The following is a 16,742-nucleotide window of genomic DNA, read 5'->3' on the forward strand; positions in this document are numbered from 1 at the left end:
CCATGACTCCCGTGGAGCTCGCTCCCGCCTTCTTCCTGGCAGCCGTCGTCATCCTGCTGACCTGCCGTCTGGTCGTCCTGGTGGCGGGCCGCTTCGGCCAGCCGCCGGTGGTCGGCGAGATGATCGCCGGGGTGCTGCTCGGCCCGTCACTGTTCGGACTGCTCGCCCCCGGGATCTCCGCCGAGATCTTCCCGCCGGAACTGAAACCGGTCCTGTACGTGGCCGGCCAGATCGGTCTGGTCACCCTGATGTTCGCCGCCGGATACGAGTTCCGGGCGCACGCCGGGCGGGGGCTGGCCGGCACGGCCGTCGCCGTCTCCTCGGCCGGGGTCGGAGTCCCGCTGGCGCTGGGCGTGGGACTGACCCTGGTGGCCCAGGGCCACGTCGGCATCTTCGTCGACGGGGTCTCGGTATGGGTGACGGCCGCGTTCGTCGGCGTCGCCCTGGCGATCACCGCCTTCCCGATGCTGGCCCGGATCATCACCGAACGGGGGCTGGCCGGCTCCCGGTTCGGTTCCCTCGCCCTGGCCTCCGGAGCCACCGACGACGCCGTCGCCTGGATCCTGCTCGCGGGGGTGCTGAGCGCGGCCTCCGGCGAGGCGGGCCCCGTCCTTACGGCGGTCGGCGGCTCCCTGCTGTTCGTGGCCGTCCTAATCCTGCTGGGACGCCGCCTGCTGGCATGGGTCGTGAACCGGCCGGGCCTCGGCGACGACACCCGGCTCCTGTTCACCGTCGCCGTGCTGTTCTGCGCCGCCTGGTTCACCGACATCATCGACCTGTACGCCGTGTTCGGGGCGTTCTGCGTCGGGATGGTCATGCCGCGCGCCGAGGCGTCCGAACGGCTCGTACGGACCACCCAGTCCGTGACCCAGGTCGTCTTCGTCCCGATGTTCTTCACCTACTCCGGCCTCAACACCCGGTTCGACGTCTTCTCCGACCCGTCCGTGATGGCCTTCGGGGCGGCCGCGGTCGTCCTTGCGGTGGCCGGCAAATTCGGCGGCTGCTGGGCCGCCGCCCGGCTGCGCGGCGAACCCGGCCCGGTGGCCGTACGGGTCGGAGCCCTGATGAACGCCCGCGGCCTGATGCAGCTGATCGCCCTCAACATCGGGCTGTCGGCCGGCATCGTCAACGACGAACTGTTCACCGCGCTGGTCCTCGTCGCCATGGTCACCACGATCATGACGGTTCCGGTGCTGAGCCTGCTGGACCGCCGGGACGCCGCCCGGGCGCGGACTTCCGACGAGACGATCTCTCAGAGCGAGAAGGCGGCGGTGACATGACGCTGAGCGGGGCACAGGCGCTGGTCGGCCAGTTGGAGCGGGAGGGCGTCCGCCATGTCTTCGGCGTGCCGGGTGTCCAGATCGACCACGTACTGGACGCCCTGGCCCGTGCCAGGGCCGCCGGAGGACCGATCGAGTACATCGCTGCCCGCCACGAGCAGGGCGCGGCTCACATGGCCGAGGCGTACGCCCGCACCAGCGGGCGGCCCGGCGTCTGCCTGGTGGTTCCCGGCCCCGGGGTGCTCAACGCCCTGCCCGCCGTGGCCACGGGCTACGCCTGCTCGTCGCCGATGCTGTGCGTGGCGGCCGACATCCCGTCGCCGCTGGCCGGCCGGGGTCTGGGCATGCTGCACGAACTGCCGGACCAGGACGGCGTCCTGGCCTCGCTCACCAAATGGTCCGGGCGGGCCGACACGCCGGCTCGGATTCCCGGACTCGTACGGGAGGCGATACGACAGTCACGGTCCGGCCGCCCGAGGCCGGTGGCTCTGACGATTCCGGCAGACGTACTGGCCGCGCGGGCGGAGGTGGATCTGGAGCGGGAAGGGCAGGCACCGGACGGCGACCGGACGGGCCGTCCCCGTGCGTCCGGCGGGCCGGAGTGGGCCGGGCAGCCACCGGACGACGGCCGGTCGGGCCGCGTTTGTGCGTTCGGGGGGCCGGAGCAGGACGCCCTGTCCGAGATCGCCGCGGTGTTACGGGCTGCTCGTCGGCCCCTGCTCTACGCAGGCGGCGGAGTGCTGGCCTCGCGGGCCGGCGCGGCGCTGATCGACCTGGCCGAGGAACTGTCGGCCCCGGTCGTCATGAGTCGCAATGCGGGTGGCGCCGTCCCGGCACACCACGGACTCGCCTTCTCCAGCCTTGCCGCACCCCGGCTGCTGCCCTTGGCGGACGCGGTACTGGTCGTCGGCAGCCGCTTCCTGACCCCTCGCGGGACGGCCGTACCGACTGCCCCCGACGCGACCGTCGCCCTGGTCAACGCGGACCCGGCCGACCTGGGCGCGCCCCGCCGGGCCGACCTCGCACTGTGCGCCGACGCCCGCGAAGCGCTCAAGGACCTGCGGGCCGCGCTGGTCCCCGCTCGGACGGCGACACCCCGATCGGGACGGCCGGAGCCCGGGTGGTCGCCCGGCGAACTGGCCGAGGTGCGCGTCTGGTGCGCACGGAAGGTCGAGAGCGTCGAACCGCAGTGGTCGTACGTGCGCGCACTGCGCGAGGCGATCCCGGACGACGGCTTCCTGGTCAACGAGCTGACCCAGGTGGGCTATCTGGCCGCCGTCGGCTACCCCGTCCACCATCCGGGAACCTTCCTCACCCCCGGCTACCAGGGCACCCTGGGCTACGGCTATCCCTCGGCGCTGGGCGTGAAGGTGGGCAACCCGGACCGGGCGGTCGTCTCCGTCAACGGGGACGGCGGGTTCTGCTGGAACATGCAGGAACTGGCGACCGCCCGCAAGTACGGCATCGGGGTGACCGCGGTGGTCTTCAACGACAACGCCTACGGCAACGTCCGGCGCATCCAGGCCGACGAGTTCGAGGGCCGCTTCATCGGCAGCGACCTGACCAGCCCTGACTTCGTGCGCCTTGCGGAGTCCTTCGGAGTCCCCGCCGTCCGGGCCGACACCCCGGCACGGCTCGCCGGAGCCCTCAAGGAATGCCTCACCGAACCGGGCCCCTCGCTGATCGAGGTACCGGTGACCGAGATGCCCAGCGCGTGGCCGCTGCTGCTCGGAGGCTCCCCCAGTTCGGTCCGGGACTGAGGCTTCCCACAGAGACCGAGGCTTCCCCACAGATCAGGAGCCCGCCGCCACGAACCCAGCACGCGTGCCGTCCGAGAGGACAGTCCGGGGTGTGGCCTTACCGCGACAGGGCGGCGGGTGGCCGGCCGTACGATGACAGGGCGGCGCGGGTGGCCGTACGGCGACGGCCGGCGGGTGGCCGTACTGCGTGATGCGCCGCGCCTAAGCTGGTCGCGACGGCAGGCACCGGTTGCCGGGAAGCAGGGCGCACGGCATGGATGACCAGGAAGAGGAGCTGGCCAAGGGACAGCGCGCGCACTGGCAGAGCACCTACGCCGCTCATCCCGGAATGTACGGCGAGCAGCCCTCCACCGCCGCCGTCCACGCGGCCGACGTCTTCCGTACGGCTGGGGCCAGGAAGGTGCTCGAGCTCGGAGCCGGACACGGCCGCGATGCTCTGTACTTCGCCCGCGAGGGCTTCACCGTCCACGCCACCGACTTCAGCCCCACCGGCCTCCGGCAACTGCGGCACGCCGCCCACGAGCAGGACGTCGCCGAACGGATCAGCACCATGGTGCACGACGTGCGCGAGCCGCTGCCCATGCCCAACGCCACCGTCGACGCGGTCTTCGCGCACATGCTGCTGTGCATGGCCCTGTCCACCGGGGAGATCCACGCCCTGGCCGACGAAATCCGGCGCGTGCTGCGTCCGGGCGGCACCTTCGTCTACACCGTCCGGCACACCGGCGACGCCCACTACGGCGCCGGCACCGCACACGGAGATGACATCTACGTGCACGGCGGCTTCGCCGTGCACTTCTTCCCCCGCGACCTGGTCGACAGTCTCGCCGAGGGCTGGACCCTGGATGAGGTCCACCCGTTCGAGGAGGGCGACCTGCCCCGCCGCCTGTGGCGCGTCACCCAGACCCTGCCCGGGTGAACAGCCAGCAGACGTCCGTCGCCGACGGGAGGCTGCGGAGACTGATGTCGGCGCGGCTGTCGGATGCGCGCGTACGCCGGTCAGTGGCCGCCGGTGAGCTCGCCGCTGAGTGTCTTGTGGATCCGGGCGCTGGGCTCGTTCAGCCCGATGATCTCGACGGTCTTGCCGCGCTGGGCGTACTTGGTCTCGATGGCGTCCAGGGCGGCGACCGAGGAGGCGTCCCATATGTGGGCGGCGGACAGGTCGACGACGACCCTGTCGGGGTCGTCGGCGTAGTCGAACCGGCCGACGAGGTTGTTGGAGGAGGCGAAGAACAGCTCGCCCGTGACCCGGTAGACGACGGTGGTGCCGTCGGGGTCGGTGACGGCGGTGACCTCGGCGAGGTGGGCGACGCGCTTGGCGAAGATGACCATCGCCGTGATCGAGCCGACGACCACGCCGATGGCGAGGTTGTGGGTGGCGACGACGCACGCGACGGTGATCGCCATGACGCTGATCTCCCCGGCGGGCATCCGCTTGAGCGTCTTCAGCGCGATGGAGTGCCAGTCGAAGGTGGCCACCGACCACCATGACCATCACCGCGACCAGCGTGGCCATGGGGATGTCGGAGACGACCGGCCCGAAGACGATGCACAGCACCATCAGGAACGCCCCGGCCAGGAACGTCGACAGCCGGGTGCGGGCGCCCGAGACCCGGACGTTGATCATCGTCTGGCCGATCATGGCGGATCCGCCCATGCCGCCGAAGAAGCCGGTGACGATGTTGGCGACGCCCTGCCCGACCGACTCACGGGTCTTGGAGGAGTGGGTGTGGGTGATGTCGTCGACCAGCTTCGCGGTCATCAGCGACTCCATCAGGCCGACCAGGGCCATCGCCAGCGCGTACGGGGCAACAGTGGTGAGCGTGTCCAGGGTGAAGGGCACGTCCGGCGGGACCGGCACCGGCAGCGCGGAGGGCAGGTCGCCCTTGTCTCCCACGGTCGGCACCGCGATGCCGGCCGCGACCGTGAGGACGGTGAGGATGACGATCGACACCAGCGGCGCCGGGATCACCGTGGTGACCTTCGGGAAGAACACCATCAGCGCCAGCCCGGCGCCGATGAGCGGATAGACGGGCCAGGGCACATCCGTCATTGCCGGTACCTGCGCCATGAAGATCAGCACAGCGAGGGAGTTGACGAAGCCGACCATCACGCTGCGCGGGACGAACCGCATCAGCTTCGCGACTCCGAGTGCGCCGAGGACGATCTGGAACACACCGGCGAGGATGACGGCCGCGACCAGGTAGCCGAAGCCGTGCTCTCGGTTCAGCGGGGCGATGACCAGGGCGACCGCGCCGGTGGCCGCGGAGATCATGGCCGGTCGGCCGCCGACGATCGCGATCGTCACGGCCATGGCGAACGAGGCGAACAGACCGATGGCCGGCTCGACCCAGGCGATGATCGAGAACGAGATCGCCTCCGGGATCAGCGCCAGCGCGACCACGAGTCCGGCCAGCACTTCGGTGCGCAGCACTTTGGCATCGGAGAGCCAGGACGGACGCCGGGAGCCACGCAGCCATGCGGCCGGGAAGAGTGCGGAGGATGACAAGACGGAGGGAACCTGTCGTGCTGGGGCACTCGGCATCACGGCGGGGCGCGCAGGGAGGTGTGGAGGGCCGGGGCGGCGATCCACGGGGTCCATGAGCGGCGGACCGAAGTCGCGGACCGAAGCAGCGGACCGAAGTCAGTGGGCAGCAGCGAATCGACCCGCAAGGGAATCTTGCGCTGCGAGTGGGCGAAGTGTCACGGCGGGAAGGCGGCGGCGGGCATCACGGACATGCGCACGCTCTCTCCCGCGGACATCGATCTTCGGCGGGGGCTTCGTCGGCCCCGACACGGCTCAGTGTGACGGGACGGCATCCCGCACCAGGGGAACGGGCACGGCAGGCGGCCGCCCCAACGCCCGGGCAACTCTACCCTAACGTTAGGGTAGAGATCGGCGGTGGCCAGTCGTCCGCGGCCGCAGCGGCAGGCGGCGGCAGATGGCGGCAGGTGGCGATCGACGGCGAGAGACAGCGACGGACGAGGAAGGCACCCCGCGTGAGCAGCGAGCACATGCAGATCGGCGAGGTCGCCGCACGGACCGAGCTGTCGCTGCGCACCATCCGGCACTACGAGGACACCGGCCTCGTCACCCCCTCCGCTCGCTCCCAGGGCGGCTTCCGCCTCTACACCGAGACCGACGTGGCCCGCCTGATGGTCATCCGCCGTATGAAGCCGCTCGGCTTCACCCTGGATGAGATGCGCGCCCTGCTCGACGCCACGGATCGTCTGGACTCGGGCGAGGAACTGCTGCCCGGGGAGCGCGAGGAACTGCTGAAGCGCATACAGGGCTTCGAGCAGGCCGCACAGCAGCGGGTCGAGGATCTGCGCACCCAGCTGGCCCGTGCCGAGGAGTTCGCGGCCACGCTGGCGGCGCGCCTCACCCCGGCATCCGCACCCTGACACGGCCGACTGAAGCCGCTGCGCGTCGATGCGGTTGCGGAGTGGCGACCCGGATGAAGGCCCGGGTGACGGCCCGGGTGCTGACCTGCGACGAACTGCTCGCGGTGAGAGGCGAATTGGTTGGCGCGTTGGCGCGTCGGCGCGTTGTGGCGTTGGTGGATCGGTGAGTCGGCGCGCGAGAAGGCAGGCGTCAGCGGCCTGGTGACTCGGCCCGCCTGATCGGCCGGCTGTTCTGCCGCAACGCTCAACCCGTCGCCGCGAGAGACGACTGGTTCCGCCATGGCAACGATCTTGAGACAACCCGTAACCCGCTGAGCAGTCCGAGGTTGGTAGCGACGGGGCCTTGTCGCCGGTGGTCGCTCCGGTCGGCCTGTCGGCCCGGCCCCTCGTGCCCAAATCCCGTGAGTTTTCGAGAGTCTTCGAGTGAACGCTCGCGGGGTTTCGTATGTCGGGTCGGGCGAGGACGTCGGGAACGGCCTGCCCTTGGACTGCGGGAGAACAGGGAGCCGTGGCTGTGAAGAGGCGTGCGGTTGGGGTGGCGGCGAGGGCTGCGTGTGAAGGGGGTGCCGCTGTGGTCGGACTTGTGGTCAAAGCTGTAGGGATCACAGCGTCCGCTGGAGACACCGCCGGGATTGTGCTGGGAGAAGCGGCCGGGGTCGGGACTGGGAGGCCGTGGTGACCGGGCTTGGCCAGGCTGGTGCGGATGCGGATGCGGATGGGCTTGAGGGGGCTGCCGAGACCCATGCTGCCGAGGAGGCATCCGAGGGGGTGCACTTTGTGCACGAGGGGATTCTGCGGCGACAGTCGCTGCGCGAGTCGACGGCGCGTACCTACGCCCGCGCCCTGCCGATCGTGCCGGTGCGAGCACGTGGGCTGACCATCGAGGGCGCGGACGGCCGCCGCTACCTGGACTGTCTCTCGGGCGCGGGGACCCTGGTACTCGGCCACAACCACCCCGTCGTCCTGGAAGCGATCCGCAAGGTCCTCGACTCGGGTGCCCCGCTGCACGCCGTCGACCTCGCGACCCCCGTCAAAGACGCCTTCGTCACCGAACTGTTCCGCACCCTGCCGCCCGGGCTCGCCGACCGCGCGCGGGTCAGGTTCTGCGGGCCGGCCGGCACGGACGCGGTGCAGGCCGCGTTCCAACTCGTCCGATCGGCGACGGGACGCGACGGCATGCTCGCCTTCACCGGCGCCCACCACGGCACGATCACCGGGGCGCTCGAAGCGCCCGGAGGCGCCGTCGACTCGCGGATCGCCCACCTGCCCTACCCCCAGGACTACCGCTGTCCTTTCGGCGTCGGGGGCGCGCGCGGTGCCGAACTCGCCGGCCGGTGGGCCGAGTCCGTCCTTGACGCCCCCAAGTCGGGGCTGCCGCTGCCTGCCGGGATGATCCTCGAACCCGTCCAGAGCGAGGGCGGTGTGCTCCCCGCGCCCGACGCGTGGATGCGACGCATGCGCAAGATCACAGCCGCTCGGTCCGTCCCGCTGATCGCCGACGAGATCCGGACGGGCGTCGGGCGCACCGGTGCTTTCTGGGCCGTGGACCACAGCGGCGTCACACCCGACGTGATGATCCTCTCCAACGCCATCGGCGGCAGCCTGCCTCTGGCCGCCCTGGTGTACCGGGACGACCTCGACGCCGGGGAGCCCGGCACCCCCGCGGACACGTTCCCGGGCAACCAACTGGCCATGGCCGCGGGCGCGGCGACGCTGTGCTACGTCCGCGAAAACAGTCTCGCGGAGCGGGCCGGGACGCTCGGCTCCCGCATGCTCAGTCAACTCCGGGCGCTTGCACGGGAGTTCTCCATCGTCGGCGATGTCCGGGGCCGGGGTCTGATGGTCGGGCTTGAACTTGTCGAGGCTGAGGGCGATTTCGGCACCGCTCGGGCCGAGGCTGGGACTGGACTGGGGGCGGTGGTTGGGACTCGGGCTGCAGGTGGGGCCTCGCTCGGGGCTCAGGTCAGCCTTGGTGGTTCCGATGGTTGTGGTGTGGGCACCTTCGCGGGTGCGGGTGCGGGTGCGGGTGCGGGTGCGGGTGCGGGTGCCGGAGCGGGTGCGGGGCGCGTTGGTGGTGGGGTGCCGTCGACCGGCTTGGGGAGTGTCGGAGCCGGTCGCCCTGTTGGAAGCCCGCGTCCTGCCGCCCCCCACCTCGCTGCTGCCGTCCAACGGGAGTGCCTGTGCCGCGGTCTGATCGTCGAACTGGGCGGCCGTCACACGAGCGTCGTACGGCTGCTCCCACCCCTGACGATCACCGACGAACAAGCGACAGCGGTACTGGACCGACTGGCCGACGCGGTGGAGGCAGTGGCCCGGAACCAGGCCCGGGGGGAGCAGACGCACCCACAGCGACCACAGCAGCCACGACGCCCACAGCACCCACAGCCCGGCCGACCCGGCGACCGCGCCGAGCGGGCGGGGTAGCCCAGTGGCCGTGCCCCGCGAGTTCTGACGCCCACACGCCCACACAGGAACCCTCCTCTCACCCATCACCGCCGAGATCCTCCCTGAACATCTCTGACCTCCAGCCCCGTCACACGACTTGCTGAACACCCCAGCCGGACGCACGCCTTACCGCACCACGGAGCCGATTCACCTCGGCCGCACGAGCCAGAACCACCCCGAGGAGCACTGCCTTGAACACCACCTCCGCACCCGGCGGCCGTGCCCACCCCCACACCGACGGCTCCTCCGGCGGCCAGAACTCCTCGCATCCACAACCGGCGCCAACCACCACACGGACCGCCCACCAGTGGCGGGAGGCCTCGGTGGAGGGAAGCGGAGCGACCGCGGTGCCGGCGGAAGAGGTTCCGACACAGGTAGGGCGCAGCCCCGAGACCGCGTGGCTACGCGGCGGTGCCACCGACCTCCTGGAGCATGCCGATCCGCACACGGTGGCTGAGGCCGCGGCCGTGGAAAACCTGTTGCGCTGCTGGGTACGCGAAACCAACCTCCCCGCACCCGACAACGGCACCCTCTGCATCCCCCTTCCCGCCAGCGGCACAGCTCTCCTCGCTTCCGTCCACTACTGGTCTCCGACAGGCTGGCACCGCTTCGGCCTCCCGTTCCTCGCCTACGCCCCCGATGACGCTCCACCGGCCGACGCGATCACGGTCGCCGCCCTGCTCACGCGCGAGACGTCCAGCGGAGGAAACCCCACCGACAGGCCCACTCAGACCGCCATCCAGCAGACGCCGCACACTGTGGACTCGGCAGAGCCCACCGCCGCCCTGTCGGCTCAGCCGACCGAGTCGACGCGCCCGGGCCCCACCACGGCCTCGCCAGCACCGGGCCAAGCCCCTCCCGGAACCACTGAGGCCGCCTCCGAGGCCGCAACAACTGCCTCCAGCGCAGAGACGACTACCTCGGAGACCGACGCTCACGTCCCCGTGACCAGCACAGTCACCTCCGATGCCGGCGCTGAAGTCCTCCCGACCCACGCTTCTCCCCAGGCACCCCCCGCTCTCGCCCCGGCCGGTGCCGGTGTTGATCTCGTCGCACGCGTGGCCGACTCCGTTCGCCGAACCGCCGCCTTCGTCACCGAGCGACGGAAACACCCTGCCGACGCCCCCGACCTCTTTCTCGCCGCCGAACAGGCCCTCGTGCTCGGACATCCGTTGCACCCGACCCCGAAGAGCCGCGAGGGTCTCTCCGAAGCCGAAGCACGGCTGTACTCGCCGGAGGTGCGCGGTTCCTTCCCGCTGCACTGGTTGGCTGTAGCTCCCTCCGTACTGGCCACCGACTCGGCCTGGACCGAACGAGGCCGCCCGATTTCCGCGCCCCAGCTCACCGCACGGCTCGCAGGAGCCGGGCTCCCACTGCCCGACGGCCACACCGCTCTACCTCTGCATCCCTGGCAGCTGCGCGAGATCCTGCACCGCCCCGAGACCACGGCCCTGCTCGACGCGGGACTGCTCCAGGACCTCGGCACGCACGGCTCCCCATGGCACCCCACCTCCTCCGTTCGCACCGTCCACCAGTCCGGCGCCCCCGCCATGCTCAAGCTGTCCCTGGGCCTGAGCATCACCAACTCCCGCCGAGAGAACCTCCGCAAGGAACTCCACCGCGGTGTAGAGGTCCACCGGCTGCTCCGCAGCGGCGTGTCCAAGCAATGGCAGGCAGCCCACCCGGGATTCGACATCGTCCGCGATCCCGCCTGGATCGCCGTCGACGGGCCGGACGGAAACGCCGTGCCCGGGCTCGACGTGATGATCCGGCACAACCCGTTCAGCCCCGAGGACGATGTCTCCTGCATCGCCGGACTCGTCTCGCCCCGACCCCACGTCCCACCAGGCGCCGCCGACGGCCATCGGCACCTCGACCGGCCGGCCTTGCGGTCCCGGCTGGCCGAGGTGGTCACACGCCTCGCCGACCGGACCGGCCGTCCCCGTGGCGCCGTCGCCGCCGAGTGGTTCCTGCGCTACCTCGAACAGGTCGTACGCCCGGTGCTGTGGCTGGACGCGGAAGCGGGAATCGCCCTGGAGGCACACCAGCAGAACACATTGCTCCTGCTGGACGGTGGCGGCTGGCCCGCCGGCGGTCGCTACCGCGACAACCAGGGCTACTACTTCCGCGAGTCCCGGCGCGCGGAACTCGATGCCCGGCTGCCCGGCATCGGCGAGCACAGCGACACCTTCGTCTCCGACGAGGTGACCGACGAACGATTCGCGTACTACCTCGCGATCAACAACGTCCTCGGTCTCATCGGAGCGTTCGGCTCTCAGCGCCTCGCCGACGAGCGGCTTCTGCTCGCCGCCTTCCGTGGCTTCCTCGCCGATGTTGCCTCGGGGCCCGCTCGACTGCGCACCACACTGCCCACCCGCCTGCTCGACTCACCGGTCCTACGCTGCAAGGCCAACCTTCTGACCCGCCTCCACGGCCTCGACGAACTCGTCGGCCCAGTGGACACCCAGTCCGTCTACGTCACCATCACGAACCCCCTTCATTGCTGACCGCCGCCTGACCAACGCCGACGACTTTCATTCATGACCGACACGCGTGACCGCCGCCAACCCCTTTCCCGCGAGGAACATGACGCCGTGAGCCCGGACAGCGAGGACACGCTGGAGCTGCGCCTGCCCGATGAACTCATCGCACTCCTCGAGAAGGAGAATGAGAGGACCGGCGACAACCCGGTCCGGGACCAGCCCGCGGATATGGCACCGCCCGCCGGCGCCCCACCAGCAGGCGACGATCTGATCGACCAGGTTGCGGACTGGGGGCCGACCGCGACCCCTGCGGGCGTGTTCCATCTGGTTCCCGTACGCATCGAGCGGGACCTGTCGCTTGTCAGCCGCTGGATGAACGACCCCGCCGTCGCAGAGTTCTGGGAGCTGGCCGGACCCCGGTCCGTCACGGAGGACCACCTGCTCGCCCAACTCGTCGGCGACGGACGCAGCGTTCCGTGCCTCGGGGTGCTGGAGGACACACCGATGAGCTACTGGGAGATCTACCGGGCAGACCTCGATCCGCTGGCACGCCACTATCCCGCTCGACCTCACGACACCGGCATCCACCTTCTTATGGGCGGTGCCGCCGACCGTGGGCGAGGGCTCGGCAGCACGCTCTTGCGAGCCGTCGCCGATCTGGTGCTCGACAAGCGGTTCTCCTGTACCCGCGTGGTCGCGGAACCCGACCTTCGCAACATCGCCTCCATCGCCGCCTTTCTGAGTGCAGGATTCGGCTTCGCCGCCGAGGTCGACCTGCTCACCAAGCAGGCCGCCCTCATGATCCGAGACCGGCACCTGCGCCATGTGTTGTAACGCCACGTCGCAGCGTCATCACTTTTGGTACACCGCCCGCGCCGATCCGGTTCCCACTCGCGCCACACGGATTTCCAGCCGAGCCGACATTCGCCGTATCCGTGTCCGGCGAGCGCCGTAGCCCAGCCGATTTCCACCAGCGCCGAGCCCAGCCCTTGACGCCACCACGCCGCCATCGAACAGAACCGAAGTGATCCAGGCCATCAAACGAGCCACCGCGAACCCGAACGTGCCTGCCCCGGACCCGACCGAAGCGATCCGATCCACGCCTGAGCAGCACTCGGTCTTGATCCCGCCCCTCACCACCGCCTTGATCGCCCATTTGTCAGTGCCGCGCCGTAGGGTGGTCGCGCTATGACGAAGCCCTCACTCCCCGAACTCCTGCATGCTGCCGTCACTGCCGTCGGCGGCACGGAGCGCCCAGGCCAGGTGACCATGGCCGAAGCCGTCGCGGGCGCGATCGACGACAGCTCCCATCTCCTGGTGCAGGCCGGCACCGGCACCGGAAAGTCGCTGGGCTACCTCGTGCCCGCGCTCGCGCACGGGGAGCGCGTGGTCGTGGCGACCGCCACTCTCGCCCTGCAGCGTCAGCTCGTGGAGCGAGACCTGCCGCGCACGGTCGATGCACTGCACCCGCTGCTGCGCCGCCGCCCGGAGTTCGCGATGCTCAAGGGCAGATCGAACTACCTGTGTCTGCACCGGCTCCACGAGGGCGTCCCGCAGGACGAGGAAGAGGGCCTCTTCGACCAGTTCGAGGCGGCCGCGCCCACCAGCAAACTGGGCCAGGACCTGCTGCGCATGCGTGACTGGGCGGACGAGACCGAGACCGGCGACCGCGACGACCTCACACCCGGCGTCTCCGACCGCGCCTGGTCCCAGATCTCGGTTTCCTCACGGGAATGCCTGGGGGCCTCGAAGTGCGCCTACGGTGCCGAGTGCTTCGCCGAGATGGCCCGCGAGCGCGCCAAGCTCTCCGAGGTCGTCGTCACCAACCACGCGCTGCTCGCCATCGACGCCATCGAGGGCGCCCCGGTCCTCCCGCAGCACGAGGTGCTGATCGTCGACGAGGCGCACGAACTGGTCTCCCGGGTCACCGGAGTCGCCACCGGTGAGCTCACCCCGGGCCAGGTCAACCGCGCGGTGCGCCGCGCGGCCAAGCTCGTCAACGAGAAGGCCGCCGATCAGCTCCAGACCGCCGCCGAGGGCTTCGAGCGGCTGATGGAACTCGCCCTCCCCGGCCGCCTGGAGGAGATCCCGGAGGACCTCGGCTACGCGCTGATGGCCCTCCGTGACGCTTGCCGCACTGTGATCTCCGGGATCGGCGCCACCCGCGACAAGTCCGTCCAGGACGAGGACGCGGTCCGCAAGCAGGCGCTGGCCTCGGTGGAGAGCGTGCACGACGTGGCGGAGCGGATCACGAACGGCTCGGAGTGGGACGTCGTCTGGTACGAGCGTCACGATCGCTTCGGCGCTTCTCTGCGCGTGGCCCCGATGTCGGTCTCGGGCCTGCTGAGGGAGAAGCTCTTCGCCGACCGTTCGGTGGTCCTGACGTCCGCGACCCTGAAGCTGGGGGGTGACTTCAACGGCGTCGGTGCGTCCCTGGGCCTCGCCCCCGAGGGCACGGAGGGCGAGGACGTCCCGCAGTGGAAGGGCATCGATGTCGGCTCGCCCTTCGACTACCCCAAGCAGGGCATCCTGTACGTCGCGAAGCACCTGGCCCGCCCGGCGCGGGACGGCGACCGCACGGACATGCTCGACGAACTCACCGAGCTGATCCAGTCGGCCGGCGGTCGCACTCTGGGGCTGTTCTCCTCGATGAGGGCGGCTCAGCTGGCCGCGGAGGAGCTGCGCTCCCGCATCCCCGCGTTCCCCATCCTCCTCCAGGGCGAGGAGACACTCGGCGAACTGATCAAGAATTTCGCGGCCGATCCCAAGACATGCCTCTTCGGCACGCTGTCGCTCTGGCAGGGCGTCGACGTCCCGGGCCCCAGCTGTCAGCTGGTCGTCATGGACAAGATCCCGTTCCCGAGGCCGGACGATCCGCTGATGAGCGCCCGCCAGAAGGCGGTGGAGGACGCGGGCGGGAACGGCTTTATGGCGGTCGCCGCCACCCACGCGGCGCTGCTCATGGCCCAGGGCGCCGGTCGCCTCGTACGGGCTTCGGGGGACCGCGGTGTTGTCGCCGTACTGGACCAGCGTCTGGCGACGGCCCGGTACGGGAGCTATCTGAAGGCTTCGTTGCCCGACTTCTGGTACACGACGGACCGAAATCAGGTCCGGAGGTCGCTGGCCGCGATCGATGCGGCGGCGAAGAAGGCGGAAGCGGAAGCCACGGCAGAGTGATCGGGCGTTGGCCTGTCCCCTCGCAGGGACAGGCCAACGCCCGATCAAAGTCCCCGCGTCACCAGGGATCGCACAGCGCAGGGCCCCGGAACCGGCGCAGGGGTCCCGGGGCCCGGTCAGGGGGCCGGCTCTACGAGCCGGCCGCCGCAGCCGTCACACGCGCCGCAGCACTGCCACCACCTTGCCGAGGATGGTCGCGTCGTCGCCGGGAATCGGCTCGTAGGCGGAGTTGTGCGGGAGGAGCCAGACATGGCCGTCCTCGCGCTTGAAGCGCTTGACGGTCGCCTCGCCGTCGAGCATCGCGGCGACGATGTCACCGTTCTCGGCGACCGGCTGACGGCGAACCGTGACCCAGTCTCCGTCGCAGATCGCGGCCTCGATCATCGAGTCGCCGACGACCTTGAGGACGAACAACTCACCGTCGCCGACCAGCTGGCGGGGGAGAGGGAAGACGTCCTCGACCGACTCCTCCGCGAGGATCGGGCCACCTGCGGCGATGCGGCCGACCAGCGGGACGTACGACGCGGCCGGCTTGCCTGCGGTGTCGGTGGGCTGCGCCGAGGATGCCTGGTCGGATCCGCGCACCTCGTAGGCGCGCGGGCGGTGCGGGTCGCGGCGCAGGAAGCCCTTGCGCTCCAGGGCCATCAGCTGATGAGCGACCGACGACGTGCTGGACAGACCGACCGCTTGGCCGATCTCCCGCATCGACGGCGGGTAGCCACGCCGCTGCACGGAGTCCCGGATGACCTCGATCACCCGCCGCTGCCGGTCGGTGAGCCCCGAGCTGTCCGCCCGGATGCCCGGAGGTCGGCCCGGCAGGGAGCGCTTGTGCCCCTCGGGATTCATGGCTTCGTTCATCGCATGCACCGGCTCGAGTCGGCCCTGGGAGCGGTCCTGGGCAGTGATGGTGGCACTGTCTGCGGTGGTGGTCACGTCGGCCCCTCTCGATGGTCTCCCTGCTGGACAACGGTAGTTGCTTTCGAAAGGTTGCGCCAAACACACGTTCGAGTGAAAAAGTGCGAATAGCCTGACTTGATCTTGTGCCCGGGTGTATGGCTGACGCGGCGCTCAGCAGACATAAGCGCTCATTGTTGTACTCTTCACCGCCGGAGTGGCGACCTCGTGGGTGCCGTCCCAGTCTGCCATCCGCCTTCCCGCCGACCGGGAACGGGCCCCCATCTGCGCGGGAACCCCACGCGCCCTCCCTGTGGCGCCCACGGTATCTCCGCATGTGTCGCAGCGGTACGTCTGTGCGGCCCGTGTACCGGAGCTGCGGTACGGGCGCGTGGCACATGCCAATGCTCGCGGGACACGCGCGTACGGCGTGTATGTATGGGCCAATCCCCACATGTAGTGGTTGGATTGCAGCAGCAGCCCAGAAGTTGTGGTCCCCTGGGTCTTCGAGCCCTCGGCCATCGCCTATGCTTGGGGCTGCTTCAAGGGGCAGGAGAGGTCTCTTGAGGCTGTTGAGTCTGCTGTGAGGAGGGTTCGGAGTTATGCACTGCCCCTTCTGCAGGCACCCCGACAGCCGCGTCGTCGACAGTCGTACGACCGACGACGGCACGTCGATCCGCAGGCGCCGCCAGTGTCCTGACTGCTCCCGTCGTTTCACGACCGTGGAGACGTGCTCACTCATGGTGGTCAAGCGGTCCGGAGTCACCGAGCCTTTCAGCCGTACCAAGGTCATCAATGGCGTGCGCAAGGCATGCCAGGGGCGGCCTGTCACCGAGGACGCGCTCGCCCAACTCGGCCAACGGGTCGAGGAAGCGGTGCGCGCCACCGGAAGCGCCGAGCTGACCACCCACGACGTGGGGCTGGCCATACTCGGCCCGTTGCAGGAGCTCGATCTCGTCGCCTATCTGCGATTCGCCTCCGTCTACCGGGCGTTCGACTCGCTCGAGGACTTCGAGGCGGCCATCGCGGAACTCAGGGAACAGCCGGGACACCCCGCCGCGGACGACGACGACCGCGAAGATGCTGTCGCGGGGAGCCAGGAAGACGATCGCGGGTCCACGGGGACTGCTCAGGTCCCCGAGCCCGCGCATTCCGCCGACTGACGGCGGGCCGGAACCGGGAGAAGGCCCCGGGGCCGGCCGGGCGGCGGCGGACGAAGACTTGCTGCGGGCGACAAGCGAGTGGTGCCCGCAGCACCAGACACACCACCGTGCCACGGGAACATCGTGGCATTTCAG

At 70.2% G+C, this 16,742-nt stretch carries 10 protein-coding genes and 1 pseudogene; 9 read left to right on the top strand and 2 right to left on the bottom strand.

Going from position 1 to position 16,742, the window contains the following annotated elements; genetic code table 11:
• Positions 1–2 precede the first annotated feature (2 nt).
• The 3 genes from AC5P09_RS18870 (at position 3) to AC5P09_RS18880 (ending at position 3,959) form a co-directional block, all read left to right on the top strand.
• Positions 3–1,280 (top strand): cation:proton antiporter, encoded by a 1,278-nt coding sequence (locus AC5P09_RS18870; protein WP_493874998.1) that lies wholly within the window; start codon positions 3–5, stop codon positions 1,278–1,280.
• The gene (locus tag AC5P09_RS18875) at positions 1,277–3,040 is read left to right on the top strand and encodes a thiamine pyrophosphate-dependent enzyme (RefSeq protein WP_493874999.1); all 1,764 of its coding nucleotides are present in this window, start codon (positions 1,277–1,279) and stop codon (positions 3,038–3,040) included. Before AC5P09_RS18870 ends, AC5P09_RS18875 begins: the two co-directional genes overlap by 4 nt.
• A gap of 253 nt (positions 3,041–3,293) precedes the next feature.
• Positions 3,294–3,959, top strand: coding sequence for a class I SAM-dependent methyltransferase (locus tag AC5P09_RS18880; RefSeq protein ID WP_493875000.1), 666 nt, complete (start codon positions 3,294–3,296; stop codon positions 3,957–3,959).
• Between the two features lie 80 nt (positions 3,960–4,039).
• Here the strand turns inward: AC5P09_RS18880 and AC5P09_RS18885 are convergent.
• Positions 4,040–5,585: pseudogene (locus tag AC5P09_RS18885) on the bottom strand (SulP family inorganic anion transporter).
• A 455-nt stretch (positions 5,586–6,040) separates the two neighbouring features.
• On the opposite strand from AC5P09_RS18885, the gene AC5P09_RS18890 reads away from it, so the two are divergent.
• The 5 genes from AC5P09_RS18890 (at position 6,041) to AC5P09_RS18910 (ending at position 14,550) form a co-directional block, all read left to right on the top strand.
• A complete protein-coding gene (locus AC5P09_RS18890; RefSeq protein ID WP_493875001.1) occupies positions 6,041–6,445 on the top strand; it encodes a MerR family transcriptional regulator in 405 nt (134 codons plus the stop codon).
• Between the two features lie 768 nt (positions 6,446–7,213).
• Positions 7,214–8,869, top strand: coding sequence for an aminotransferase class III-fold pyridoxal phosphate-dependent enzyme (locus AC5P09_RS18895; protein WP_493875002.1), 1,656 nt, complete (start codon positions 7,214–7,216; stop codon positions 8,867–8,869).
• Positions 8,870–9,426: 557 nt separating this feature from the next.
• Entirely contained in the window at positions 9,427–11,397 is a 1,971-nt protein-coding gene (locus AC5P09_RS18900) for an IucA/IucC family protein (RefSeq protein ID WP_493875061.1), read from the top strand.
• 33 nt (positions 11,398–11,430) lie between these two features.
• Positions 11,431–12,207: a GNAT family N-acetyltransferase gene (locus AC5P09_RS18905; protein ID WP_493875003.1), complete on the top strand. Its 777-nt coding sequence runs from the start codon at positions 11,431–11,433 to the stop codon at positions 12,205–12,207.
• Between the two features lie 354 nt (positions 12,208–12,561).
• The gene (locus AC5P09_RS18910) at positions 12,562–14,550 is read left to right on the top strand and encodes an ATP-dependent DNA helicase (RefSeq protein ID WP_493875004.1); all 1,989 of its coding nucleotides are present in this window, start codon (positions 12,562–12,564) and stop codon (positions 14,548–14,550) included.
• 153 nt (positions 14,551–14,703) lie between these two features.
• On the opposite strand, the gene lexA is transcribed toward AC5P09_RS18910, so the two are convergent.
• Entirely contained in the window at positions 14,704–15,483 is a 780-nt protein-coding gene (gene lexA / locus AC5P09_RS18915) for a transcriptional repressor LexA (protein ID WP_266432931.1), read from the bottom strand.
• Positions 15,484–16,046: 563 nt separating this feature from the next.
• Between lexA and nrdR the strand changes: the two genes are divergently transcribed.
• Positions 16,047–16,607: a transcriptional regulator NrdR gene (nrdR, locus tag AC5P09_RS18920; protein WP_493875005.1), complete on the top strand. Its 561-nt coding sequence runs from the start codon at positions 16,047–16,049 to the stop codon at positions 16,605–16,607.
• Positions 16,608–16,742 lie beyond the last annotated feature (135 nt).

It is taken from the genome of Streptomyces sp. a15 (genome assembly GCF_059026085.1).

Coding starts and splice junctions, on each gene's coding strand:
- AC5P09_RS18870 (WP_493874998.1), top strand. CDS start 3: ATGACTCCCGTGGAGCTCGCTCCCGCCTTCTTCCTGGCAGCCGTCGTC.
- AC5P09_RS18875 (WP_493874999.1), top strand. CDS start 1,277: ATGACGCTGAGCGGGGCACAGGCGCTGGTCGGCCAGTTGGAGCGGGAG.
- AC5P09_RS18880 (WP_493875000.1), top strand. CDS start 3,294: ATGGATGACCAGGAAGAGGAGCTGGCCAAGGGACAGCGCGCGCACTGG.
- AC5P09_RS18905 (WP_493875003.1), top strand. CDS start 11,431: ATGACCGACACGCGTGACCGCCGCCAACCCCTTTCCCGCGAGGAACAT.
- AC5P09_RS18910 (WP_493875004.1), top strand. CDS start 12,562: ATGACGAAGCCCTCACTCCCCGAACTCCTGCATGCTGCCGTCACTGCC.
- nrdR (WP_493875005.1), top strand. CDS start 16,047: ATGCACTGCCCCTTCTGCAGGCACCCCGACAGCCGCGTCGTCGACAGT.